Here is a 23,340-nt window from a genome sequence, read left to right as displayed (position 1 = left end):
TTGCGGTCAAACAGCCAACCGATTAGTTGAATGTTAAACCGCAATCGCGAGCAGGCTCGCTCCCACAGGGATATTGCGCGCCCGGCTTAGAGACCGTAGCTCATCAGTCGCTCGTAACGGCGCTTGAGCAGCGCGTCGTTATCGAACTTCTTCAGCATCGCCAGTTGCGAGGTCAGCTCGGCACGGATCGATGCAGCGGCCGCCACCGGGTCGCGATGAGCGCCGCCCAGAGGCTCGCCGATCACTTTGTCAACGATGCCCAGGCCTTTCAGGCGCTCGGCGGTGATGCCCATGGCTTCAGCGGCATCCGGCGCTTTTTCGGCGGTTTTCCACAGAATCGACGCACAACCTTCCGGCGAGATCACCGCGTAGGTCGAGTACTGCAGCATGTTCAACTGATCGCACACGCCGATTGCCAGTGCACCACCGGAACCACCTTCACCGATGACGGTGGCGATGATCGGGGTTTTCAGGCGAGCCATGACACGCAGGTTCCAGGCAATCGCTTCGCTCTGGTTGCGCTCTTCAGCGTCGATGCCCGGGTAAGCACCCGGCGTGTCGATGAAGGTCAGGATCGGCATTTTGAAGCGCTCGGCCATTTCCATCAGGCGGCACGCCTTGCGGTAGCCTTCCGGACGCGGCATACCGAAGTTGCGGCGAACCTTCTCGCGCACTTCGCGGCCTTTCTGGTGACCGATGATCATCACCGGCTGGTCGTCCAGACGGGCCACGCCGCCAACGATGGCAGCGTCGTCAGAGAAGTGACGGTCGCCGTGCAGTTCGTCGAACTCGGTGAAGATGTGTTCGATGTAGTCCAGGGTGTATGGACGTTTCGGGTGACGCGCCAGACGCGCGATCTGCCAGCTGGTCAGCTTGCCGAAGATGTCTTCGGTCAGCGTGCTGCTTTTGTCCTGCAGGCGGGAGATCTCATCGCCGATATTCAGCGAATTGTCGTTACCGACCAAGCGCAACTCTTCGATCTTGGCTTGCAGGTCGGCGATCGGCTGTTCGAAATCTAGAAAATTCGGGTTCATAGGCGTCCGTCTTGGGTCGACGTCCAAGAGAGCTTGGGCCGGCCGGTTGTCTATTCGCGCCCTACCTTAAGGGAGAGGCGCGTTCAGGTCGAGATTAAAAATTCAGGTCGAGATCAGGGCGTTCAGTTGCTACCTGACCGTCAACGGTATTGGAGGAAGACGTTGTCTCGCCCGAACTGGTCACGCAAGGCTTGAATCAACGCATCCGCCGGGTCGATTCGCCAGGTCTCGCCGAACTGCAGCAAGGCCTTCGCATCGGGGCTCGTGTACTCCATGGTGATCGGGCACGCACCTCGGTGACGCTTGAACAGCTCACCCAGCCAGCGTAGCTGATCGCCTTTCAAATCCTTGGTCTGCAGCTTCAAGCGCAGACTTTCGGCCAGGTTGGTGCGCGCATCTTCCATGCTCATCACCCGCTTGACCCGCAGGCGCAAACCGCCGGAGAAATCGTCGTTGCTGACTTCGCCCTCGACAACAACCATCGCATCAGTCTGCAACAGCGACTGCGCCGAATGGAACGCATCGGCAAACAACGAAGCTTCGATCCGCCCAGAACGATCGTCAAGGGTGATGAACCCCATCTTGTCGCCCTTTTTGTTCTTCATCACACGCAGGGCGATGATCATGCCCGCGACGGTCTGCGTATCACGAGCCGGCTTCAGATCGATGATGCGCTGACGGGCAAAGCGGCGGATTTCGCCTTCGTATTCGTCGATCGGGTGACCGGTCAGGTACAGGCCCAGGGTGTCTTTCTCCCCTTTCAGGCGTTCCTTCAGGGTCAGCTCTTTCGCCTTGCGGTGATTGGCGTAGACGTCGGCGTCTGCCTCGACGAACAGCCCGCCAAACAGATCGGCGTGGCCACTGTCGTGGGTGCGAGCGGTTTGTTCGGCGGCCTTGATCGCCCCTTCCATCGCATTCAGCAGCACTGCGCGGTTCTGGTCGATGCTCGCCTGATAGGCTTTCGGTTCGTCATGGAAATACGGGCCCAGACGATCCAGCGCACCGCTGCGGATCAAACCGTCGAGGGTGCGCTTGTTGATGCGCTTGAGGTCGACACGGGCGCAGAAATCGAACAGATCCTTGAACGGACCGTCCTGACGCGCCTCGGTAATCGCCTCCACCGGGCCTTCGCCCACACCCTTGATCGCGCCGAGGCCGTAAATGATGCGGCCTTCGTCGTTCACCGTGAACTTGAACTCCGAAGTATTCACATCCGGCGCGTCGAGACGCAGCTTCATGGTGCGAATTTCTTCGATCAAGGTCACGACCTTGTCGGTGTTGTGCATATCCGCCGACAGTACCGCGGCCATGAACGGCGCCGGGTAGTGCGTTTTCAGCCACGCGGTCTGGTACGACACCAGCCCGTAGGCGGCGGAGTGGGATTTGTTGAAGCCGTAACCGGCGAATTTCTCTACCAGGTCGAAAATGTTACCGGCCAGGTCGGCTTCGATATTGTTGGTCTTGCAACCTTCAATGAAACCGCCGCGCTGCTTGGCCATTTCTTCGGGCTTTTTCTTACCCATGGCCCGCCGCAGCATGTCCGCACCGCCGAGGGTGTAACCGGCCATGACCTGGGCGATCTGCATCACCTGTTCCTGATACAGGATGATGCCGTAAGTCGGTGCCAGTACCGGTTTCAGGCCTTCGTACTGGTAATCCGAGTGCGGGTACGCGAGTTCGGCGCGGCCGTGCTTACGGTTGATAAAGTCGTCAACCATGCCGGATTGCAAAGGGCCCGGACGGAACAGGGCCACCAGTGCGATCAAGTCTTCCAGGCAGTCGGGCTTGAGCTTTTTGATCAGCTCTTTCATGCCGCGCGACTCGAGCTGGAACACCGCGGTGGTTTCCGCTTTTTGCAGCAGCGTGTAGGTCGGCTTGTCGTCCAGCGGAATGAACGCGATGTCCAGCGGTGGCTCGTTGACCTTGGCGCGGTCGCGGTTGATGGTTTTCAGCGCCCAGTCGATGACCGTCAGGGTCCGCAGACCGAGGAAGTCGAACTTCACCAGGCCGGCGGCTTCAACGTCGTCCTTGTCGAACTGGGTTACCAGGCCGTCACCGGCCTCGTCGCAATAGATCGGCGAGAAGTCGGTCAGCTTGGTCGGCGCGATAACCACACCACCGGCGTGTTTACCGACGTTACGCACGACGCCTTCAAGCTTGCGCGCCATTTCCCAGATTTCCGCGGCTTCTTCATCGACCTTGATGAAGTCACGCAGGATTTCTTCCTGTTCGTAGGCTTTTTCCAGGGTCATGCCGACTTCGAACGGAATCATCTTCGACAGACGATCCGCCAGGCCGTAGGACTTGCCTTGGACCCGCGCCACGTCACGGACCACAGCCTTGGCAGCCATGGAACCGAAAGTGATGATCTGGCTTACCGCGTTGCGCCCGTATTTCTCGGCCACGTAGTCGATCACGCGGTCACGACCGTCCATGCAGAAGTCAACGTCGAAGTCGGGCATGGAGACCCGTTCCGGGTTAAGGAACCGTTCGAACAGCAGGTCATATTCCAGCGGGTCGAGGTCGGTGATCTTCTGTACATAGGCCACCAGCGATCCGGCACCCGATCCACGGCCAGGGCCTACCGGCACACCGTTGCTCTTGGCCCACTGGATAAAGTCCATAACGATCAGGAAGTAACCGGGGAAGCCCATCTGGATGATGATATCCAGCTCGAAATTCAACCGGTCGACGTAGACCTGGCGCTTGGCTTCATAGTCTTCGGTGGTGTCCTTGGGCAGCAGAACGGTCAGCCGTTCTTCCAGGCCATCGAAGGACACCTTGCGGAAATATTCGTCGATGGTCATGCCATCGGGAATCGGGAAGTTGGGCAGGAAGTGCGTGCCCAGCTTCACTTCGATGTTGCAGCGCTTGGCGATCTCGACGGTGTTTTCCAGCGCCTCGGGAATGTCGCTGAACAGCTCGGCCATTTCCTCGGCGCTTTTGAGGTATTGCTGATCGCTGTAGTTCTTCGACCGCCGCGGATCGTCGAGGGCGCGACCCTCACCGATGCAGACGCGGGTTTCGTGAGCCGCGAAATCTTCCTGCTTGATGAAGCGCACGTCGTTGGTCGCCACCAGCGGCGCGCCGATTTTCTCGGCCAGGGCCACGGCACCGTGCAGTTGTTCTTCATCGTTAGGGCGGTTGGTGCGCTGGATTTCCAGGTAGAAACGATCCGGGAACACCGCCATCCATTCGCGTGCCAGTTTTTCCGCTTCCGCCGGATTGCCGCTGAGCATGGCCAGGCCGATTTCGCCTTCCTTCGCCGCCGACAGCATGATCAAGCCTTCGCTGGCCTCGGCCACCCACTCACGCTCGATGATGATCGAGCCATTACGCTGGCCGTCGATGAAACCGCGGGAGATCAGCTCAGTCAGGTTGCGATAGCCGACAGCGTTCATCGCCAACAGGCTGATCCGGCTCAGGGCGTTGTCCGGGTCCTTGTTCGACAGCCACAAGTCGGCGCCGCAGATCGGCTTGATACCTGCGCCCATCGAGGCTTTATAGAATTTGACCAGGGAACACATGTTGTTCTGATCGGTGACCGCTACGGCAGGCATGTTCATGCCGACCAGGGTCTTGACCAGCGGTTTGATCCGCACCAGACCGTCGACCAGGGAGTATTCAGTGTGCAGGCGTAGGTGAACGAATGAAGCCGGCATAGTGATCCTGTCTAGAAACGTGAAGACAACAAGGCCCGGATTGTACCGGGCCTTGGCGAAAACATCAGCCTCGCGACTAACTCTCCATGAGGCTTTCCCGCGCCTCATACGCCAACCGCACCGGTGCGAACGAGCGGCGGTGAATCGGCGTCGGCCCCAAGCGTGCCAGCGCTTCCAGATGAACGGGCGTCGGGTAGCCTTTGTGACCGCCGATGCCGTAACCCGGGTAAATCAGTTCGAATGCCGCCATTTCACGGTCGCGGCTGACCTTGGCCAGAATCGAGGCCGCGGCGATGGCCGGGACCTTGCTGTCGCCCTTGACCACGGCTTCAGCGCGCATGGCCAGTTTCGGGCAGCGGTTACCGTCGATCATCGCCAGTTTTGGCTGAATGTGCAGGCCTTCGATCGCACGCTGCATGGCCAGCATGGTGGCATGCAGGATGTTCAGCTCGTCGATTTCTTCGACTTCCGCGCGAGCGATGCACCAGCTCAGGGCTTTTTCGCAGATTTCGTCGAAGAGTTTTTCGCGGCGGGCTTCGGTGAGCTTCTTCGAATCGTTGAGGCCAAGGATCGGACGATTCGGATCGAGGATCACCGCTGCCGTGACCACAGCGCCGCAGAGCGGGCCGCGACCGACTTCATCAACACCGGCAACCAGCTCTTCGACTTCGGCGACCAAGGTGAAATCGAGGCCCATCTGTTGTGCTTTTGTCATTGTGTTTTGCCGATCAGATTCAATACCGCGTCCGCTGCCTGATTGGAGGCATCCAGGCGCAAGGTCCGGTGGATTTCGTCGAAGCCGCGGGTCTGCTCTTCGCCACCTTCGATCAGGGGCGACAGCGTCTGGGCCAAGGCTTCAACCGTTGCATCGTCCTGTAACAATTCAGGCACCAAGAGGCGCTGGGCGAGCAGGTTCGGCAACGAGACGTAAGGGCTTTTCACCATGCGCTTGAGGATCCAGAACGTCAGCGGTGCCAGGCGATAAGCCACCACCATCGGACGCTTGTACAGCAAGGCTTCGAGGGTCGCCGTTCCGGAGGCGATCAACACTGCGTCGCAGGCGGCCAGCGCCAGATGGGACTTGCCGTCGAGCAGGGTCAGCGGCAGATCGCGACCGGCAAGCAGTTCTTCAAGCTGCACGCGGCGCTGAGGGCTGGCGCAAGGAATAATGAACCGCACGCCAGGGCGCATGGCGCGCAAACGCTCGGCGGCATCGAGGAACAAAGCGCCCAGACGCCCGACTTCGCCACCGCGACTGCCCGGCATCAGCGCGACCAATGGGCCATCAGGCAAACCGAGCTCGGCGCGTGCAGCGCGACGATCAGCCTCAAGGGGTATCGCATCGGCCAAGGTGTGACCGACAAACCGCACCGGCACGCCCTTCTCTTCATAGAATTTCGCTTCGAACGGGAACAGCGTCAGCATCAGGTCGCAACCTTCGCGAATCTTCAGCACCCGCTTCTGCCGCCACGCCCACACCGACGGGCTGACGTAATGCACGGTCTTGATCCCGGCCTGACGCAGCTTCAGTTCGATATTGAGGTTGAAATCCGGCGCATCGATACCGATGAACACGTCCGGTTTCTCGGCGATCAGGTCTGCGATCAGCTTCTTGCGGCGTTTCAACAACTCGCGCAGCCGACCGAGCACTTCCACCAGCCCCATGACCGAGAGACGTTCCATCGGAAAATACGAGGTCAGGCCTTCAGCCTGCATCAGCGGGCCACCGACACCGATGAACTCGACCGCCGGATGCTGAGCCTTGAGCGCACGCATGAGACCGGCGCCCAGAATGTCACCGGAAGCCTCACCCGCCACCAGCGCAATACGCAGATTAGCCATGATTAACGTGTGATGCCGCGGGTCGAAGACTGGATGGAGTCACGGAACACCGCAACTTCCGGAAACTGCTCCGAAGGTTCGGCCAGCTCCGCGAGTGCCTGCTCAACCGTGAGGCCCTGGCGATAAACCACCTTGTAGGCACGGCGCAGGGCGTGGATCGCGTCTTCGCTGAAACCACGACGGCGCATGCCTTCGAAGTTCATGCTGCGCGCTTCGGCCGGGTTGCCGAACACCGTGACGTACGCTGGAACGTCCTTGCCGATGGCGGTACCCATACCGGAAAAGCTGTGGGCGCCGATGTGGCAATACTGGTGAACCAGGGTAAAACCGGACAGGATCGCCCAGTCTTCAACATGCACGTGGCCCGCCAACGCAGTGTTGTTGACCAGGATGCAATGGTTGCCGATGACGCTGTCGTGGCCGATGTGAGCGTAGGCCATGATCAGGTTGTGATCGCCCAGGGTCGTTTCGGAACGGTCCTGAATGGTCCCGCGGTGAATGGTCACGCCTTCACGGATGACGTTGTGGTCACCGATGACCAGACGGGTTTCTTCACCCTTGTATTTCAGATCGGGCGTGTCTTCGCCTACCGAAGAAAACTGGTAGATGCGGTTGTGCTTACCGATTCGGGTCGGGCCTTTGAGAATCACATGCGGCCCGATCACTGTCCCCTCGCCGATTTCCACACCAGCGCCGACGATCGACCAAGGGCCGACCTCGACGTCGTCGGCCAGGATGGCCGTCGGATCGATGATTGCGCGAGGGTCAATCAAACTCATACTTTTTGTTCCGCACAGATGATCTCGGCCGAGCAGACCGGCTTGCCATCTACCGACGCCTGGCATTCGAACTTCCAGATCTTGCGCTTGCAGCTGATGAACGTGGCTTCAAGGATCAACTGGTCGCCAGGCTTGACCGGCTGACGGAAACGCAGTTTGTCGGAGCCTACGAAGTAGTACAGGGTGCCATCAGCCGGCTTCACGTCCAGCATCTTGAAACCAAGGATCCCGGCAGCCTGAGCCATCGCTTCGATGATCAGTACGCCCGGCATGATTGGATGCGCAGGGAAGTGACCATTGAAGAACGGTTCGTTGATGCTGACATTCTTGTAGGCGCGAATGCGCTTGCCTTCCACATCCAGATCCACGACCCGGTCCACCAGCAGGAACGGGTAACGGTGAGGCAGGTATTCGCGAATCTCGTTGATGTCCATCATTTCGGGGGGAAGCCTATGTAAAGATTGGGAACGCGCGACTGACGCGCGCTCCTCTAGCAAATCAAGGAGGCAGTCTAGCGGCTGTGCACACTTGATATGGAAATGGTATCAGCCATCTGATGAAGCAATACCGTCAGGGGTCACTTCCCCTACTCGCTTTTCCAGCTGTCGCAGCCGCCGCGCGATGTCATCGAGCTGACGGATACGTGCCGCGCTTTTGCGCCATTCGGCAGCCGGTTGCATGGCCGTACCGGAAGAATAGGAACCCGGCTCGGTAATCGAGTGGGTCACCATGGTCATCCCGGTAATGAAAACCTTGTCACAAATTTCGATATGTCCCACCAGCCCTACGCCACCGGCGAGCATGCAATGCTTGCCGATTTTGGTGCTGCCGGAAATCCCCACGCACGCCGCCATGGCAGTGTGATCACCAACCTGAACGTTGTGGGCGATCTGAATCTGATTGTCGAGCTTGACGCCATTACCAAGAATGGTATCGGCCAGTGCACCGCGGTCGATGGCAGTATTCACGCCGATCTCCACATCGTCACCGACCAGAACGCCACCGATCTGGGCGATTTTCTGCCAGATGCCTTTCTCGTTGGCAAAGCCGAAGCCTTCGCCACCCAATACTGCACCGGACTGAATCACCACCCGCTTGCCGATGCGCACGTCGTGATACAGCGTGACACGCGGTGCGAGCCAGCCACCTTCGCCGATAACGCTACGAGCGCCGATGAAGCAATGCGCGCCGATGGTCGTACCTGCATCAATTCGCGCCCCGCTTTCGATGACCACAAAGGCACCGATGCTCGCCGCTGGATCAACCACCGCGTCCGCCGCAATCACTGCGGTCGGATGAATGCCGGCAGCCGCCTTGGGCTTGGGATCGAAGAGGTGGGAAACACGAGCGTAGGCGGCGTACGGATCAGGTACGACCAACGCATTCCCGGCAAAACCTTCAGCGTCAGCGGCTTTCAGCAACAGTGCTGCAGCCCGGCTGTCAGCCAGGTATTTGCGGTATTGAGGATTTGCCAGAAAGCTCAACTGAGCTGGGCCAGCCTCTTGCAAAGTGGCTAGCCCAGTAATTTCCTTCTCTGGGTCGCCACGTAGGGTGGCGCCGAGGAACTCGGCCAACTGGCCGAGTTTTATGGTCGCTGTCATGGATTACTTCAGCTGATTCATGCGCTCGATAACCTGGCGAGTGATGTCGTACTGAGGTTTGACATCAATCACTGCGCCACGCTCGAAGACCAGGTCAAAAGCACCTTTCTTGATGACTTCTTCCACAGCGCTGTCCAGTTTCGGCTTGAGCTGCTTCAGCATTTCACGGTCGGCAACGGCTTTGGCTTCGTTCAATTCCTTGGACTGGAACTGGAAGTCACGGGCCTTTTGCTTGAATTCAAGCTCCAGACGCTCACGCTCGCCTTGCTGCATCTTGTCGCCGCCAGCCATCAGACGGTCCTGAATACCCTTGGCACTGCTTTCCAGCGTCTTGAGCTTGGTCAGTTGCGGGCCGAACTTCTTCTCGGCATCCACGGCGTACTTCTTGGCCGCATCGGATTCCAGCAAAGCCATTTGATAGTTCAGAACGGCAATTTTCATGTCGGCAAAAGCCGGGCCTGCTACCAGTACGGTCGCCAGGAGAACCAATTGAGTCAACTTACGCACGATGCACTCCTACAAAATCCATTGTCGTTATCTTGGGTCAGACGCTTAGAACGTCTGGCCGAGGGAGAATTGGAACACTTGAGTTTCAGCCTCATCCGGTTTCTTGATCGGCATGGCCAACGCGAAACTCAGAGGACCCAGTGCGGTAACCCATGTCACGCCTACACCGACAGAGCTGGCCATGTTGCTCAGGCTGATGTCGTTGCACTGTGTATTGGACTTCGAACCATCGGCATTGGTGGTCGACTTGCACTGCGAGTCGAACACGTTACCCACGTCCCAGAATACCGAGGTGCGCAGGGAACGCTGATCCTTGACGAACGGCAGAGGGAAAAGAACCTCCACACCGCCCTGGATCAGGACGTTACCACCGAACGGCAGCGGATCCTGGTCCGGATCGAGCGCAGTGCCAGGGTTCTTGCCGGTACTTGGAGTACTGCGAGGACCCAGGGTGCTGTCCTTGAAGCCACGAACCGAGTTGAAACCACCAGCATAGTAGTTTTCATAGAACGGCAAGCCATCGGTCGAACCGTAGCCATCGCCATAACCCAGCTCGGTATGCAGGCGCATGGTGTAGTTTTCGGTCAACGGCTGGAACAACTGGCCACGGTAGTCGAGTTTGAAGAACGACAGGTCGCTGCCAGGGGTCGTGGTTTCCAGCACAAGGCTTTGCGAATGACCACGGGTCGCCAGCACGCCTTTGTTCAGGGTCGACTCGGACCAACCGGCCGAAGCCTTGAAGTTCAGGTAGCTGTCGCCTTCCTTGTTAACGAAGTCGAAGATTTCGTCAACGGTGTACAGGCCAGTCTTGATCTTGTCCTGTTGCGCAGTCAGGCCGAAGGTCAGACGCGAAGTCTCGCTGATCGGATAACCGACGCTGGCGCCGGCACCGTAGCTGTCTACCGCATAGCTGGCAACGTCGACGTCGAGGTCTTTGTAGTCAGTGGTGCGATAGAACGCGTTGTAACCCAGGCTCACACCGTCAGCAGTCCAGTACGGGTCGACATAACCGAAGTTATAGCGGCTCTGGTATTCACTGCGGGTCAAGCCAACGCTGACCTTGTTACCGGTACCGAGGAAGTTGTTCTGGGTGATCGAACCACCGAGGATCAGACCGGCACTCTGTGCAAAGCCGACGCTGGCGGTAATCGAACCGGACGCTTGCTCTTCAACGCTGTAGTTCACGTCAACCTGGTCATCGACACCCGGTACAGCCGGGGTTTCGACGTTGACTTCCTTGAAGAAGCCCAGACGCTCAAGACGGGTCTTGGATTGGTCGATCAGGTAAGTCGAAGCCCAGCCGCCTTCCATCTGACGCATTTCACGGCGCAGCACTTCGTCTTCGGACTTGGTGTTGCCACGGAAGTTGATGCGGTTAACGTAAGCACGCTTGCCCGGATCGACCGCGAAAGTGATATCGACGGTGTGGTCTTCATCATGCGGCTGAGGTACGCCGTTGACGTTGGCGAAGGTGTAACCCTCGTTACCCAGGCGACGGGTGATCAGTTCGGACGTAGTGGTCATCAGCTTGCGCGAGAACACCTGGCCTTTCTGCACCAGCAGCAGGGACTTGACCTGGTCTTCAGGAACTTTCAGGTCGCCGCTCAGCTTGACGTCACGAACGGTGTACTTCTCGCCTTCGTTGACGTTGACGGTGATGTAGACGTGCTTCTTGTCCGGGGTGATGGACACCTGGGTCGAAGCGATATCCATGTTGATATAGCCACGGTCCAGGTAGTAGGAACGCAGACGCTCCAGGTCACCGGACAGTTTTTCACGAGCGTACTTGTCGTCGTTCTTGAAGAACGACAACCAGTTCGTGGTCTTGAGTTCGAACAGGTCGATCAGGTCTTCATCAGGGAAGACCGTGTTACCCACCACGTTGATGTGCTGGATAGCTGCAACGGTGCCTTCGTTGATATTGACCTTGAGGCCGACGCGGTTACGCGGCTGCGGCACCACTTCGGTGTCAACGGTAGCCGAGTAGCGGCCCTGAGCGACGTACTGGCGCTGCAGCTCGTTACGAACACCTTCGAGGGTGGCGCGCTGGAAGATCTCGCCTTCGGCCAGACCGGACTGTTTGAGGCCCTTCATCAGGTCTTCAGTGGAGATCGCCTTGTTACCCTCGATCTCGATACTGGCGACGGACGGACGCTCGACTACAGTAATGACCAGGACGTTGCCATCGCGGCCCAGCTGGATATCTTGAAAGAACCCGGTTTTGAACAGCGCACGAGTGGATTCCACCAGGCGACGATCATCCGCCTGTTCACCGACGTTCAACGGCAAGGCACCAAAGACGCTACCCGCGGAGACCCGCTGGAGGCCATTGACGCGAATATCAGAGATAGTGAAGGACTCGGCGTGAACTTCGGCGATCATCAATACGGTGAGAACCGCAGTTAGCAGCAGACGTTTCATGAAGTCCTTTCTTATTCCAACTGGCAATAAACAAACTGCCGCAAAATGCGGCAGATTCGCAATTCAGCGAAGTGTTACAGACGACCCAAATCATTGACCAGAGCGAGCAACATCACCCCGACCACCAAACTGATGCCGATCTGTATCCCCCAACCCTGCACCCGATCCGACAAGGGGCGACCACGCGCCCACTCAATCAGATAAAACAACAAATGCCCCCCATCCAGTACCGGAATGGGCAACAAATTCAGAACCCCCAGGCTAATACTCAGATAAGCAAGGAAATTCAGGAAATCAGCGACGCCCGACTGGGCAGAAGCGCCCGCCACTTTAGCAATGGTTATCGGTCCACTCAAGTTTTTTACCGAGAGCTCACCGAACAACATTTTCTTGAGCGAATCGAGGGTCAGTATGCTCATGGTCCAGGTGCGTCGAGCCCCCTCGCCAATCGCGGCCAAAGGACCGTAACTGACCTCGCGAATCATCTCCGGCGGCCAATCGATCGCTTTCACCCCGGCACCGAGATAACCACTGGGCGACTTTTTCTCGCCGCGAGAAGCCAGCGTCACAGGGACGTCGATTTGAGCACCATCGCGCTCGACGCGCAGCATGATTTTGGTATCAGGATGAATACGGACGATATCGACCACTTGTTGCCAGTCATCGAGCGCCTTGCCATCCAGAGCCAACAATCGGTCACCGGTTTTCAGGCCGGCAGCCTGCGCCGGGCCTTTCGGATCGAGTTCCGCCAGCACCGGCGGCAACGCCGGACGCCATGGGCGAATACCCAGCGAGCGAATCGGATCCGGCTCGTCAGCGCCCTTGAGCCATTTATCCAGCACCAGCTCACGCGGCGAATCCGCTGTGGAACCCTGCTCACGAACCAGCAACTGAAGGGAACCGCTTTCACCAAGACGGCGAACCAGTTGCAGATTTACTGCACCCCAGCCCGAAGTCGGCTCACCATCAATGGCAACAATTTCCTGACCTGCACTCAAACCCGCCCTGGCGGCGATACTGCCGGACTCAACGGCACCAATGACTGGCCGCACCTGCTCGCTGCCAAGCATGGCGAGCACCCAGAAAAAAATCATCGCCAGCAAGAAGTTGGCAATCGGCCCCGCCGACACGATAGCAATGCGCTGACGGACGGATTTGCGATTGAAGGATTGATCGAGCTGATCGGCCGGCACTTCACCTTCGCGCTCGTCGAGCATTTTCACGTAGCCACCCAGCGGGATGGCGGCAATCACGAATTCAGTGCCTTTCTTGTCGTGCCAGCGCAGCAACGGCATACCGAAGCCCACGGAGAAACGCAGCACTTTGACTCCACAGCGACGTGCGACCCAGAAATGGCCGAATTCGTGGAAAGTGACCAGCACGCCCAGGGCTACCAGGGTGCCGACAATCATATAGAGCGCGCTCATCTACTTTCTCCGCAACTTATCCGGTGCTGCATGGGCCAACGTATTGCAGCACTTACCGCCCGTGACGACTCAACCACTGCCCGGCCAGTACTCGCGCTTTCGCGTCAGCCGTGAACACCGCCTCGAGATCATCCACCGCAACCACGGGCTCGAGATTTAACACTTCTTCGATGATACTCGCGATTTCCAGATAGCGAACCCGCCCGTCGAGAAAGGCCGCGACAGCCACTTCATTCGCCGCATTGAGCATGGCTGGCGCGCTATTGCCAGCCTCTGCGGCCTGACGCGCCAGGCGCAGGCATGGGAAACGCTCTTCATCGGGAGCCTGGAAATCCAGGCGCGCAATGGCAAACAGATCCAGCGGTGCGACACCCGAATCGATACGCTCCGGCCAGGCGAGCGCATTGGCAATAGGCGTACGCATGTCGGGATTACCCAACTGAGCCAGGACCGAACCATCGATGTAATCGACAAGCGAATGAATCACGCTCTGCGGGTGAATCACCACTTCGACCTGCGACGGCTTGGCATCAAACAGCCAGCAGGCTTCGATCAGCTCGAGGCCTTTGTTCATCATGCTGGCCGAATCTACCGAAATCTTGCGCCCCATGGACCAGTTCGGATGGGCACACGCCTGATCAGGGGTTACATGCACCAGCTCAGCCATAGGCGTCTGACGGAAAGGACCACCGGAAGCTGTCAGCAAGATACGACGGACACCGACCGCACCCAGCCCACGAGCAAAATCCTGCGGCATGCACTGGAAAATCGCGTTGTGCTCGCTGTCGATCGGCAGCAGCACCGAACCGCTTTTACGCACGGCCTGCATGAATAACGCACCGGACATCACCAGTGCTTCTTTGTTGGCCAGGAGTATTTTCTTGCCAGCCTCGACCGCCGCCAGCGTCGGGCGCAGGCCCGCCGCGCCAACAATGGCGGCCATGACGGCATCGACCTCAGGATCGGCAGCGACCTGACACAGCCCCTCCTCCCCCACCAGAACGCGGGTCGACAACCCGGCCGCACGCAAGTCGTCCTGCAAGCCTCGGGCAGCGCCCTGCTCTGGCACAACGGCAAACCGTGGCGTATGACGGACGCACAACGCGAACAACTCACTCAGGCGAGTGAAACCGCTCAAGGCGAACACCTGATAACGCTCAGGATGACGAGCGATGACGTCGAGCGTACTCAGACCGATCGAGCCGGTAGCCCCCAGAACGGTAATCTGTTGAGGGCGGCTCACGGTGCAGCCATCCACAACAACACCGCGAACACCGGGATCGCTGCCGTCAGGCTGTCGATGCGATCGAGTACACCACCGTGGCCGGGCAGCAGATTGCTGCTGTCCTTGACCCCGGACTGGCGCTTGAACATGCTTTCGGTGAGGTCACCCACTACCGAGATGAACACGATAATTGCGGCACCGATCAACCCTTTGAAAAGCTCGGCAACCGTCCAGTCGCGAACCAGGCCGACAATGACGGTGATGACCAGGCTCAGCGCCAGACCGCCATACACGCCTTCCCAGCTCTTGCCGGGACTGACCTGCGGTGCCAGCTTGCGCTTGCCGAAGGCCCGACCGGAAAAGTAAGCACCGATGTCGGCACCCCAGACCAGCACCATGACGGCCATGATCAACCAGTTGCCCAATGGGTATTGTTTGATCTGCACCAGACCTTGCCAGGCCGGCAGGAGAATCAACAGACCGATCACCAGTTTGGTCGCCGCACTGGACCAACGCTCGCTCGAACGCGGATACGTCAACACCAGGTACGTCGCCACGCCCCACCACAGCACCGAAGCGCCCAACACCCAAGGTGCCAGGCCCGGCAGGATATGCATGACAAACAGCATCAACGCGACGACTGCAGCATAGGCAACGCGGATCGGCTGCTCAGTGAAGCCCGCCAGACGCGCCCATTCCCAGGCACCGAGGGTCACGACCAGCCCGATGAACAGCGCGAAACCGGAGCCTTCGAGCAGGAAAAACCCGCACAAGGCGATCGGCAACAGGATCAGCGCGGTGATGATTCGTTGTTTGAGCATTAAACCCGGGCCCCAGCCTCGACCTGCTCGCTCGTTTTACCGAAGCGGCGCTGGCGAGAAGCGAAATCGGCCAGCGCGGTGCGCATGGCGTCGTGTTTGAAGTCCGGCCAGAACAGGTCGGAGAAGTACAACTCGGCGTAGGCCAGTTGCCACAGCAGGAAGTTGCTGATGCGGTGCTCGCCACCGGTACGGATGCACAAGTCCGGCAACGGCAGATCGCCAGTGGCCAGGCAGGTTTGCAACAGTTCCGGGGTGATGTCTTCCGGACGCAGATGCCCGGCCTGAACTTCCCGCGCCAGACGCTGTGCGGCTTGCGCGATGTCCCACTGACCGCCGTAGTTGGCGGCGATCTGCAGAACGAAGCGATTGGTGCCCGCGGTCATCGCTTCCGCTTCACGCATCGCAGCCTGAAGCTCCGGATGAAAACGCGAACGGTCGCCAATGATGCGCAGACTGATGTTGTTGTCGTTGAGGCGCTTGGCCTCACGACGCAACGCCTTGAAGAACAGATCCATCAAGGCACTGACTTCATCGGCCGGACGCTGCCAGTTCTCGCTGGAGAAGGCGAACAGGGTCAATACCTCGACCTTGGCCTCGGCACACACCTCGATCACTGCACGAACCGCGTCCACGCCCGCTTTATGCCCGGCGACACCCGGCATAAAGCGTTTTTTCGCCCAGCGATTATTGCCATCCATGATGATCGCGACATGACGCGGCACCGCGGACGGCACTGACTGCTTGGTCTTTTCCATGAAAACGCGACCCTTATACGGCCATCAGGTCTTTTTCTTTCTGCGCCAAATTCGCGTCGATTTCAGCCACGTACTTTTTGGTCAGATCATCAATTTCACCAGTGGCGCGACGTTCTTCGTCTTCACTGATTTCCTTTTCCTTGACCAGATCCTTGAGCTGGCTGTTCGCATCACGACGGATGTTGCGCACGGCAACACGGGCATCTTCAGCGACATCGCGAGCCTGCTTGGTGAAGCCCTTGCGGGTTTCTTCGGTCAGAGCCGGCATGGAGATCAGCAGCAACTCACCCAGGTTGGTCGGGTTGAGGTTCAGACCAGCACTGCCGATGGCCTTGTCGACGGCACCGAGCATGTTGCGCTCGAAAGCGACCACTTGCAGGGTACGGGCGTCTTTGACAGTGATGTTGGCGACTTGCTTGATCGGGGTGTCGGAACCGTAGTACGGCACCATCACGCCTTCGAGAATGCTTGGGTGCGCCTGGCCAGTACGAATACGGCCGAAGTTGTGCATCAGCGACTCGACGGATTTCTGCATACGCTCTTTAGCGTCTTTCTTGATTTCGTTGATCATTGTTGGCCTTCCTCGATCAGGGTCCCTTCAGCGCCGCCATGCACGATGTTCAGCAGGGCGCCGGGTTTGTTCATGTTAAATACGCGCAACGGCATCTTGTGGTCGCGGCACAGGCAAATGGCGGTCAGATCCATAACACCCAACTTGCGATCCAGCACTTCATCGTAGGTCAGATGATCGAACTTCTCGGCATGCGGGTCTTTGAATGGATCAGCGGTGTAGACGCCATCGACCTTGGTCGCTTTCAGCACGACATCGGCATCGATTTCGATTGCTCGCAGGCAGGCCGCCGAATCCGTGGTGAAGAACGGATTGCCGGTACCGGCCGCGAAGATCACGACTTCCTTGGCATTCAGGTGGCGCATGGCTTTGCGACGATCGTAGTGATCAGTCACGCCAACCATGGAAATCGCCGACATCACGATGGCCGAGATATTGGCACGTTCCAGCGCGTCGCGCATGGCCAAGGCATTCATCACGGTGGCCAGCATGCCCATGTGGTCGCCGGTGACCCGATCCATGCCGGCCGCGCTCAGCGCTGCACCGCGGAACAGGTTGCCGCCGCCGATCACCAGGCCGACCTGGACGCCGATGCCGACCAGTTGGCCGACTTCCAGCGCCATGCGGTCCAGAACTTTCGGATCGATCCCGAACTCTTCCGAGCCCATCAGGGCCTCGCCGCTAAGCTTGAGTAGAATGCGTTTATAGCGAGCCTGATAACCACTGCCCTGCTGAGCCATTGCGAATCTCTCCTGCGGCGTATTTTAAAAATTCTTTGCGAGCTGTTTACAGCTGGCGTTCACTCTAGCTTGGCGCTGCTTCAGCGCCATCGGAACATGGCTTTGTAAGCCAGTTCCAAAAGGAAACCAATTAAAAATTGGTGCCCCATCTGAAAAGAGGCTGCGCGCGTAAGCGGGCAGCCTCTTCAGGGCGACAGTTAAAAAACCGTCTTATTGCTTGGCGGCAGCCAGCTGGGCAGCAACTTCTTCAGCGAAGTTGTCGACCGGCTTCTCGATGCCTTCGCCTACTTTGAAGTAGGTGAAAGAAACGATTTCTGCACCGGCTTTCTTGGCCAGTTCGCCAACCTTGATTTCAGGGTTCTTGACGAACGCCTGCTCAACCAGGCTTGCTTCAGCCAGGAACTTGCTGATACGGCCTTTGACCATGTTCTCAACAATGTTTTCTGGCTTGCCTTTGATTTTTTCTTCGTTCAGCTGCAGGAACACGGCTTTTTCGCGCTCGATAGCTTCAGCAGAAACTTCCGATGGCAGCAGGAACTCAGGGTTGCTGGCCGCTACGTGCATAGCGATGTCTTTGGCCAGCTCAACGTCGCCGCCCTTCAGAACAACCGCAACACCGATTTTGTTGCCGTGCAGGTAACCACCAACAACATCACCTTCAACGCGAACCAGGCGACGGATGTTGACGTTTTCGCCAACCTTGCCGACCAGTACCAGGCGAGCAGCTTCTTGAGCTTCGATCAGCGGAGCGACGTCAGTCAGCTTGTCGGCGAACGCTTTTTCAACGCTGGCAGCAACAAATGCCTTGAAGTCGTCCTGCAGAGCCAGGAAGTCGGTCTGCGAGTTCACTTCCAGCAGAACGGCGGATTTACCGTCTTCTTTCAGAGCGATAGCGCCTTCAGCAGCCACGTTGCCTGCTTTCTTGGCAGCCTTGATGGCGCCCGAAGCACGCATGTCATCAATGGCTTTTTCGATGTCGCCGCCAGCCTTGGTCAAGGCCTTTTTGCAGTCCATCATGCCTTCGCCAGTACGCTCGCGCAGTTCTTTGACCAACGCTGCAGTAATCTCTGCCATTTCAAAATTCCTCTTGGATAGGTTTTCAACCATTCCACCCGATCGAACGGGCGTTCAATTCTTCCCGAACCACCCTTGTTAGCAGCTGCAAGTTACAAATGATGTAAATGCGCCACCGGACAAATGGTTTTCGAGGTGGCAAAAAGGGGGCCAAGCCCCCTTTTTGCTTACTGAGTCAACGCCAAGGCGTCAGTTACTCAGCTGCAGCTGCCGGAGCTTCTTCAACGAACTGCTCGGTGCCGCCAGCAACGTGGTTGCGACCGCGGATTACTGCGTCAGCCATCGAACCCATGTACAGCTGGATAGCGCGGATTGCGTCATCGTTGCCTGGGATGATGTAGTCAACGCCTTCCGGGCTGCTGTTGGTATCGACTACGCCGATAACCGGGATGCCCAGCTTGTTGGCTTCGGTGATCGCGATGCGCTCGTGATCAACGTCGATAACGAACAGAGCGTCTGGCAGACCGCCCATGTCCTTGATACCACCCAGGGAACGATCCAGCTTTTCCAGGTCACGGGAGCGCATCAGCGCTTCTTTCTTGGTCAGCTTGGCGAAAGTACCGTCTTCGGCTTGTACTTCAAGGTCACGCAGACGCTTGATGGAAGCACGGATGGTTTTGAAGTTGGTCAGCATGCCGCCCAACCAGCGGTGATCGACGTACGGCGAACCGCAACGTGCTGCTTCTTCAGCAACGATCTTGCCAGCGGAACGCTTGGTGCCGACGAACAGAATCTTGTTTTTGCCCTGGGCCAGACGCTCTACGAAAGTCAGAGCTTCGTTGAACATTGGCAGGGTTTTTTCAAGGTTGATGATGTGGATCTTGTTACGCGCGCCGAAAATGTATTTACCCATTTTCGGGTTCCAGTAACGGGTCTGGTGACCGAAGTGCACACCGGCCTTCAGCATATCGCGCATGTTGACTTGGGACATGATAGTTCCTTAATAAGTCGGGTTTGGCCTCCACGTATCCCAATGACCAACCAGCAGCATCAGCTGAAGGCACCCAGGTCATCGTGTCGACACGTGTGTGGATTTAAGCCTTTCGGGGTATCCCCGGAAAGCGGCGCATTTTATATCACAAGGCTCGCAAAAACGGAACCCGGATTCTCAATTCCTGACGCGCGCCTTTATCCGCGCCCTTGGAATCGCTCAAGAATGCGCCTATCTATAGAGAGAAGCGATGTACAGAGGCTCAGATTTGCGCTGTTCGTCTGTTAGAATCGCGTTTTTCAGGGCGGTAAAGATTGATCGCACACTGCCCATTCCGTTTTGACAAGCGCCATCGAGCGTAGAGAGAGCCTGTATGACCGTCACCCTCAAAACCCCGGAGGACATCGCAAAAATGCGTGTCGCCGGCAAACTGGCCGCCGATGTGCTGGAAATGATTGCTGAACATGTCAAGCCGGGCGTCACCACTGAAGAGCTGGACCGCATCTGCCACGACTACATCGTCAACGTGCAGCAGGCCATCCCTGCCCCGCTCAACTACAAAGGCTATCCGAAGTCGATCTGCACCTCGATCAACCACGTGGTCTGCCACGGCATCCCGAACGAGAAGCCATTGAAGGACGGCGACACGCTGAACATCGACGTCACCGTCATCAAGGACGGCTACCACGGCGACACCAGCCGCATGTTCCACGTCGGCACCGTGCCGGTCTGGGCCGAGCGCCTGTCGCAAGTGACCCAGGAATGCATGTACAAGGCCATCGAAATCGTCAAACCCGGCTGCCGCCTGGGCGACATCGGTGAAGTGATCCAGAAGCACGCCGAAAAGAACGGCTTCTCGGTGGTTCGCGAGTTCTGCGGCCACGGCATTGGCAAGGTGTTCCACGAAGAACCGCAGATCCTGCATTACGGCCGAGCCGGCACCGGCATGGAACTGAAAGCGGGCATGACCTTCACCATCGAGCCGATGATCAACCAGGGCAAGGCCGACACCAAGGTGTTGGGCGATGGCTGGACCGCAATCACCAAGGACCGCAAGCTCTCGGCCCAGTGGGAACACACCCTGGCAGTGACCGAAACCGGTTACGAGATCTTCACCCTGCGCAGCGACGACACCATCCCGCGCGTTTCGGCCTGATCCGGTCCGCACAGCTCTCAGCCTTATAGATAGGAAAGCCAATCGATGCCGCAGGTGGATCCCGAACTCTTCGACCGTGGCCAGTTCCAGGCTGAACTGGCCCTGAAGGCCAGCCCGATCGCGGCCTTCAAGAAGGCCATCCGCCAGGCGCGCGAGGTGCTCGACGAGCGCTTTCGCAGCGGCCGGGAGATTCGCCGGCTGATCGAGGATCGTGCGTGGTTCGTCGACAACATCCTGCAAAAGGCCTGGGAGCAGTTCAACTGGAGTGAAGATGCCGACATCGCGCTGGTCGCGGTCGGCGGCTACGGTCGCGGGGAATTGCACCCTTATTCCGATATCGATTTGCTGATCCTGCTGGACAGCGCCGACCACGAAGTTTTCCGCGATTCCATCGAGCGTTTTCTGACGTTGTTGTGGGACATCGGCCTGGAAGTCGGTCAGAGCGTTCGCTCGGTTGAAGAATGCGCCGTTGAAGCCCGCGCCGACCTGACGGTCGTCACCAACCTGATGGAAAGCCGCACCATCTGCGGCCCCGAGCACTTGCGCCAGCGCATGCTCGACGTCACCAGCACTGCGCACATGTGGCCGAGCAAGGAGTTCTTCCTGGCCAAACGCGCCGAGCAAAAGGCCCGTCATCACAAGTACAACGACACCGAATACAACCTGGAACCCAACGTCAAAGGCTCGCCCGGCGGACTACGGGATATTCAGACGATTCTGTGGGTCGCCCGTCGCGAATACGGCACCCTGAACCTGCGGGCATTGGCCGGCGAAGGGTTTCTGGTCGAGAGCGAAAACGCCCTGCTGGCTTCATCCCAGGAATTCCTGTGGAAAGTCCGCTACGCGCTGCACATGCTCGCCGGCCGCTCGGAAGACCGCTTGCTGTTCGACCACCAGCGTTCGATTGCCGGCCTGCTGGGGTTCAAGGGCGATGACGCCAAGCAAGCCATCGAAAACTTCATGCAGCAGTATTACCGGGTGGTCATGAGCATCGCCCAGCTCAGCGACCTGATCATCCAGCACTTCGAGGAAGTCATCCTCGCGCCCGAAGACGAAGCGCCGCCGCAGCCGATCAACTCGCGGTTCCAGTTGCACGACGGCTACATCGAGGCGCGCAACGACAACGTGTTCCGCCGCACGCCGTTCGCCATGCTCGAAATCTTCGTGCTGATGGCCCAGCAGCCGGAAATCAAAGGCGTGCGCGCCGACACCATTCGTCTGCTGCGGGAAAACCGGCACCTGATCGACGACGATTTCCGCAACGACATTCGCAATACCAGCCTGTTCATCGAACTGTTCAAGTGCAAGATCGGCATTCACCGCAACCTGCGACGGATGAACCGTTACGGCATCCTCGGGCGCTATTTGCCGGAGTTCGGCTTCATTGTCGGACAGATGCAGCACGACCTGTTTCACATCTATACGGTCGACGCGCACACCCTGAACCTGATCAAGCACCTGCGTAAGTTGCAGTACACGCAAGTGTCGGAAAAATTCCCGCTGGCCAGCAAGCTCATGGGCAAGCTGCCCAAGCCCGAGCTGATCTACCTGGCCGGCCTGTACCACGACATCGGCAAGGGCCGGCATGGCGATCACTCGGAAATCGGCGCAGTGGACGCCGAAGCCTTTTGCCAGCGCCATCAATTGCCGATCTGGGACAGCCGCCTGATCGTCTGGCTGGTGCAGAACCATCTGGTGATGTCGACCACCGCCCAGCGCAAGGACTTGTCCGACCCACAGGTGATCCATGATTTCGCGCAGATCGTCGGTGACGAAACCCGCCTGGATTACCTGTACGTGCTGACCGTCGCCGACATCAACGCCACCAACCCGACGCTGTGGAATTCCTGGCGCGCCAGCCTGCTGCGCCAGCTCTACACCGAGACCAAGCGTGCGTTGCGTCGCGGCCTGGAAAACCCGGTGGATCGCGAAATGCAGATCCGCCAGACCCAGAGCGCCGCCCTGGACATTCTGGTACGCGGCGGCAACGACCCCGACGACGTCGAGCAGTTGTGGTCGCAACTGGGCGATGACTATTTCCTGCGTCACACCGCCGGCGATGTGGCCTGGCACACTGACGCGATCCTCCAGCAGCCGGCCGATGGCGGCCCGCTGGTGCTGATCAAGGAAACCACCCAGCGCGAGTTCGAGGGCGGTACGCAGATCTTCATCTACGCGCCGGACCAGCACGACTTCTTCGCCGTGACCGTGGCCGCGATGGACCAGCTCAACCTGAACATTCACGACGCCCGGGTCATCACCTCCAGCAGCCAGTTCACCCTCGACACCTACATCGTGCTCGACACCGACGGCGACTCGATCGGCGATAACCCGGCCCGGGTCAAACAGATCCGCGAAGGCCTGACTGAAGCCCTGCGCAACCCCGACGACTACCCGACGATCATCCAGCGTCGCGTACCGCGCCAGCTCAAGCATTTTGCGTTCGCGCCTCAGGTGACGATCCACAACGACGCCCAGCGCCCGGTGACGGTGCTGGAGCTCAGCGCACCGGATCGCCCAGGGTTGCTGGCGCGGATTGGCACGATTTTTCTGGAATTCGACCTGTCACTGCAGAACGCCAAGATCGCCACGCTCGGCGAGCGCGTGGAAGACGTGTTCTTCATTACCGACGCCAACAACCAACCGTTGTCTGACCCACTGTTGTGCAGCCGTTTGCAGGATGCGATCGTCGAACAGCTCAGTGTCAGCCAGGAACCCGATATCAAATTGTCGCGAATCAGTATCTGAATTAACAAATTTCCCCCTGTGGAGACCTGTCCTTTGTAGGAGCCGG

The 23,340-nt window shown here is 58.5% G+C and carries 19 protein-coding genes; 2 read left to right on the top strand and 17 right to left on the bottom strand.

Annotated features, from left to right (window positions below; translation table 11 throughout):
- Window positions 1-86: 86 nt before the first annotated feature.
- From KGA82_RS27785 to rpsB, 17 genes are all read right to left on the bottom strand, one after another.
- On the bottom strand, window positions 87-1,034 hold the full coding sequence (locus tag KGA82_RS27785) for an acetyl-CoA carboxylase carboxyltransferase subunit alpha (RefSeq protein ID WP_223453197.1): 948 nt from the start codon (window positions 1,032-1,034) through the stop codon (window positions 87-89).
- Window positions 1,035-1,174: 140 nt separating this feature from the next.
- A complete protein-coding gene (gene dnaE, locus KGA82_RS27780) occupies window positions 1,175-4,696 on the bottom strand; it encodes a DNA polymerase III subunit alpha (RefSeq protein ID WP_008028986.1) in 3,522 nt (1,173 codons plus the stop codon).
- Window positions 4,697-4,772: 76 nt separating this feature from the next.
- The gene (gene rnhB, locus KGA82_RS27775; protein WP_223453196.1) at window positions 4,773-5,411 is read right to left on the bottom strand and encodes a ribonuclease HII; all 639 of its coding nucleotides are present in this window, start codon (window positions 5,409-5,411) and stop codon (window positions 4,773-4,775) included.
- Window positions 5,408-6,538 (bottom strand): lipid-A-disaccharide synthase, encoded by a 1,131-nt coding sequence (gene lpxB, locus KGA82_RS27770; protein WP_192228497.1) that lies wholly within the window; start codon window positions 6,536-6,538, stop codon window positions 5,408-5,410. The genes rnhB and lpxB overlap by 4 nt, the downstream gene beginning before the upstream one ends.
- A 2-nt stretch (window positions 6,539-6,540) precedes the next feature.
- Window positions 6,541-7,317, bottom strand: a complete 777-nt coding sequence (lpxA, locus tag KGA82_RS27765; protein WP_008039405.1) for an acyl-ACP--UDP-N-acetylglucosamine O-acyltransferase — start codon at window positions 7,315-7,317, stop codon at window positions 6,541-6,543.
- Window positions 7,314-7,754, bottom strand: a complete 441-nt coding sequence (fabZ, locus tag KGA82_RS27760; RefSeq protein WP_008028982.1) for a 3-hydroxyacyl-ACP dehydratase FabZ — start codon at window positions 7,752-7,754, stop codon at window positions 7,314-7,316. The genes lpxA and fabZ overlap by 4 nt, the downstream gene beginning before the upstream one ends.
- Before the next feature lie 108 nt (window positions 7,755-7,862).
- Complete coding sequence (gene lpxD, locus KGA82_RS27755; protein ID WP_192417911.1) at window positions 7,863-8,918, bottom strand: UDP-3-O-(3-hydroxymyristoyl)glucosamine N-acyltransferase; 1,056 nt, start codon at window positions 8,916-8,918, stop codon at window positions 7,863-7,865.
- Window positions 8,919-8,921: 3 nt separating this feature from the next.
- Window positions 8,922-9,425 (bottom strand): OmpH family outer membrane protein, encoded by a 504-nt coding sequence (locus KGA82_RS27750; RefSeq protein ID WP_008028980.1) that lies wholly within the window; start codon window positions 9,423-9,425, stop codon window positions 8,922-8,924.
- Window positions 9,426-9,470: 45 nt separating this feature from the next.
- Window positions 9,471-11,846: an outer membrane protein assembly factor BamA gene (gene bamA / locus KGA82_RS27745; protein ID WP_008039402.1), complete on the bottom strand. Its 2,376-nt coding sequence runs from the start codon at window positions 11,844-11,846 to the stop codon at window positions 9,471-9,473.
- A gap of 74 nt (window positions 11,847-11,920) precedes the next feature.
- Complete coding sequence (rseP, locus tag KGA82_RS27740) at window positions 11,921-13,273, bottom strand: sigma E protease regulator RseP (protein WP_192228496.1); 1,353 nt, start codon at window positions 13,271-13,273, stop codon at window positions 11,921-11,923.
- 52 nt (window positions 13,274-13,325) lie between these two features.
- Window positions 13,326-14,516 carry a 1-deoxy-D-xylulose-5-phosphate reductoisomerase gene (gene ispC / locus KGA82_RS27735; RefSeq protein WP_008028975.1) on the bottom strand — a complete coding sequence of 397 codons (1,191 nt, stop codon included), beginning with the start codon at window positions 14,514-14,516 and terminating at the stop codon, window positions 13,326-13,328.
- The gene (locus KGA82_RS27730) at window positions 14,513-15,319 is read right to left on the bottom strand and encodes a phosphatidate cytidylyltransferase (RefSeq protein ID WP_008039396.1); all 807 of its coding nucleotides are present in this window, start codon (window positions 15,317-15,319) and stop codon (window positions 14,513-14,515) included. Before KGA82_RS27730 ends, ispC begins: the two co-directional genes overlap by 4 nt.
- Window positions 15,319-16,074 (bottom strand): polyprenyl diphosphate synthase, encoded by a 756-nt coding sequence (gene uppS, locus KGA82_RS27725; RefSeq protein ID WP_008039394.1) that lies wholly within the window; start codon window positions 16,072-16,074, stop codon window positions 15,319-15,321. Before uppS ends, KGA82_RS27730 begins: the two co-directional genes overlap by 1 nt.
- 13 nt (window positions 16,075-16,087) lie before the next feature.
- Window positions 16,088-16,645, bottom strand: a complete 558-nt coding sequence (gene frr, locus KGA82_RS27720; RefSeq protein ID WP_008028968.1) for a ribosome recycling factor — start codon at window positions 16,643-16,645, stop codon at window positions 16,088-16,090.
- Window positions 16,642-17,385, bottom strand: coding sequence for a UMP kinase (gene pyrH, locus KGA82_RS27715; protein ID WP_003172271.1), 744 nt, complete (start codon window positions 17,383-17,385; stop codon window positions 16,642-16,644). Before pyrH ends, frr begins: the two co-directional genes overlap by 4 nt.
- 210 nt (window positions 17,386-17,595) lie before the next feature.
- The gene (tsf, locus tag KGA82_RS27710) at window positions 17,596-18,459 is read right to left on the bottom strand and encodes a translation elongation factor Ts (protein ID WP_008028965.1); all 864 of its coding nucleotides are present in this window, start codon (window positions 18,457-18,459) and stop codon (window positions 17,596-17,598) included.
- A 193-nt stretch (window positions 18,460-18,652) separates the two neighbouring features.
- On the bottom strand, window positions 18,653-19,390 hold the full coding sequence (gene rpsB, locus KGA82_RS27705; protein WP_008028964.1) for a 30S ribosomal protein S2: 738 nt from the start codon (window positions 19,388-19,390) through the stop codon (window positions 18,653-18,655).
- A gap of 373 nt (window positions 19,391-19,763) precedes the next feature.
- Between rpsB and map the strand changes: the two genes are divergently transcribed.
- Both map and KGA82_RS27695 read left to right on the top strand, forming a co-directional pair.
- Window positions 19,764-20,546: a type I methionyl aminopeptidase gene (gene map / locus KGA82_RS27700; RefSeq protein ID WP_008028962.1), complete on the top strand. Its 783-nt coding sequence runs from the start codon at window positions 19,764-19,766 to the stop codon at window positions 20,544-20,546.
- 45 nt (window positions 20,547-20,591) lie between these two features.
- Window positions 20,592-23,294, top strand: coding sequence for a [protein-PII] uridylyltransferase (locus KGA82_RS27695; protein WP_008039391.1), 2,703 nt, complete (start codon window positions 20,592-20,594; stop codon window positions 23,292-23,294).
- The last annotated feature ends 46 nt before the right edge of the window (window positions 23,295-23,340 follow it).

Source organism: Pseudomonas sp. BF-RE-22, from assembly GCF_019956155.1.
In the GTDB taxonomy this organism is placed as follows: domain Bacteria; phylum Pseudomonadota; class Gammaproteobacteria; order Pseudomonadales; family Pseudomonadaceae; genus Aquipseudomonas; species Aquipseudomonas migulae.
Note: the sequence above shows the minus strand (reverse complement) of the source record. Positions and strands in the feature narration are given on the sequence as shown.

What these genes read in the sequence shown, in the direction of transcription:
- KGA82_RS27785 (WP_223453197.1), bottom strand. Translation starts at nt 1,034, where the DNA reads ATGAACCCGAATTTTCTAGATTTCGAACAGCCGATCGCCGACCTGCAA.
- dnaE (WP_008028986.1), bottom strand. Translation starts at nt 4,696, where the DNA reads ATGCCGGCTTCATTCGTTCACCTACGCCTGCACACTGAATACTCCCTG.
- rnhB (WP_223453196.1), bottom strand. Translation starts at nt 5,411, where the DNA reads ATGACAAAAGCACAACAGATGGGCCTCGATTTCACCTTGGTCGCCGAA.
- lpxB (WP_192228497.1), bottom strand. Translation starts at nt 6,538, where the DNA reads ATGGCTAATCTGCGTATTGCGCTGGTGGCGGGTGAGGCTTCCGGTGAC.
- lpxA (WP_008039405.1), bottom strand. Translation starts at nt 7,317, where the DNA reads ATGAGTTTGATTGACCCTCGCGCAATCATCGATCCGACGGCCATCCTG.
- fabZ (WP_008028982.1), bottom strand. Translation starts at nt 7,754, where the DNA reads ATGATGGACATCAACGAGATTCGCGAATACCTGCCTCACCGTTACCCG.
- lpxD (WP_192417911.1), bottom strand. Translation starts at nt 8,918, where the DNA reads ATGACAGCGACCATAAAACTCGGCCAGTTGGCCGAGTTCCTCGGCGCC.
- bamA (WP_008039402.1), bottom strand. Translation starts at nt 11,846, where the DNA reads ATGAAACGTCTGCTGCTAACTGCGGTTCTCACCGTATTGATGATCGCC.
- rseP (WP_192228496.1), bottom strand. Translation starts at nt 13,273, where the DNA reads ATGAGCGCGCTCTATATGATTGTCGGCACCCTGGTAGCCCTGGGCGTG.
- KGA82_RS27730 (WP_008039396.1), bottom strand. Translation starts at nt 15,319, where the DNA reads ATGCTCAAACAACGAATCATCACCGCGCTGATCCTGTTGCCGATCGCC.
- uppS (WP_008039394.1), bottom strand. Translation starts at nt 16,074, where the DNA reads ATGGAAAAGACCAAGCAGTCAGTGCCGTCCGCGGTGCCGCGTCATGTC.
- frr (WP_008028968.1), bottom strand. Translation starts at nt 16,645, where the DNA reads ATGATCAACGAAATCAAGAAAGACGCTAAAGAGCGTATGCAGAAATCC.
- pyrH (WP_003172271.1), bottom strand. Translation starts at nt 17,385, where the DNA reads ATGGCTCAGCAGGGCAGTGGTTATCAGGCTCGCTATAAACGCATTCTA.
- tsf (WP_008028965.1), bottom strand. Translation starts at nt 18,459, where the DNA reads ATGGCAGAGATTACTGCAGCGTTGGTCAAAGAACTGCGCGAGCGTACT.
- rpsB (WP_008028964.1), bottom strand. Translation starts at nt 19,390, where the DNA reads ATGTCCCAAGTCAACATGCGCGATATGCTGAAGGCCGGTGTGCACTTC.
- map (WP_008028962.1), top strand. Translation starts at nt 19,764, where the DNA reads ATGACCGTCACCCTCAAAACCCCGGAGGACATCGCAAAAATGCGTGTC.
- KGA82_RS27695 (WP_008039391.1), top strand. Translation starts at nt 20,592, where the DNA reads ATGCCGCAGGTGGATCCCGAACTCTTCGACCGTGGCCAGTTCCAGGCT.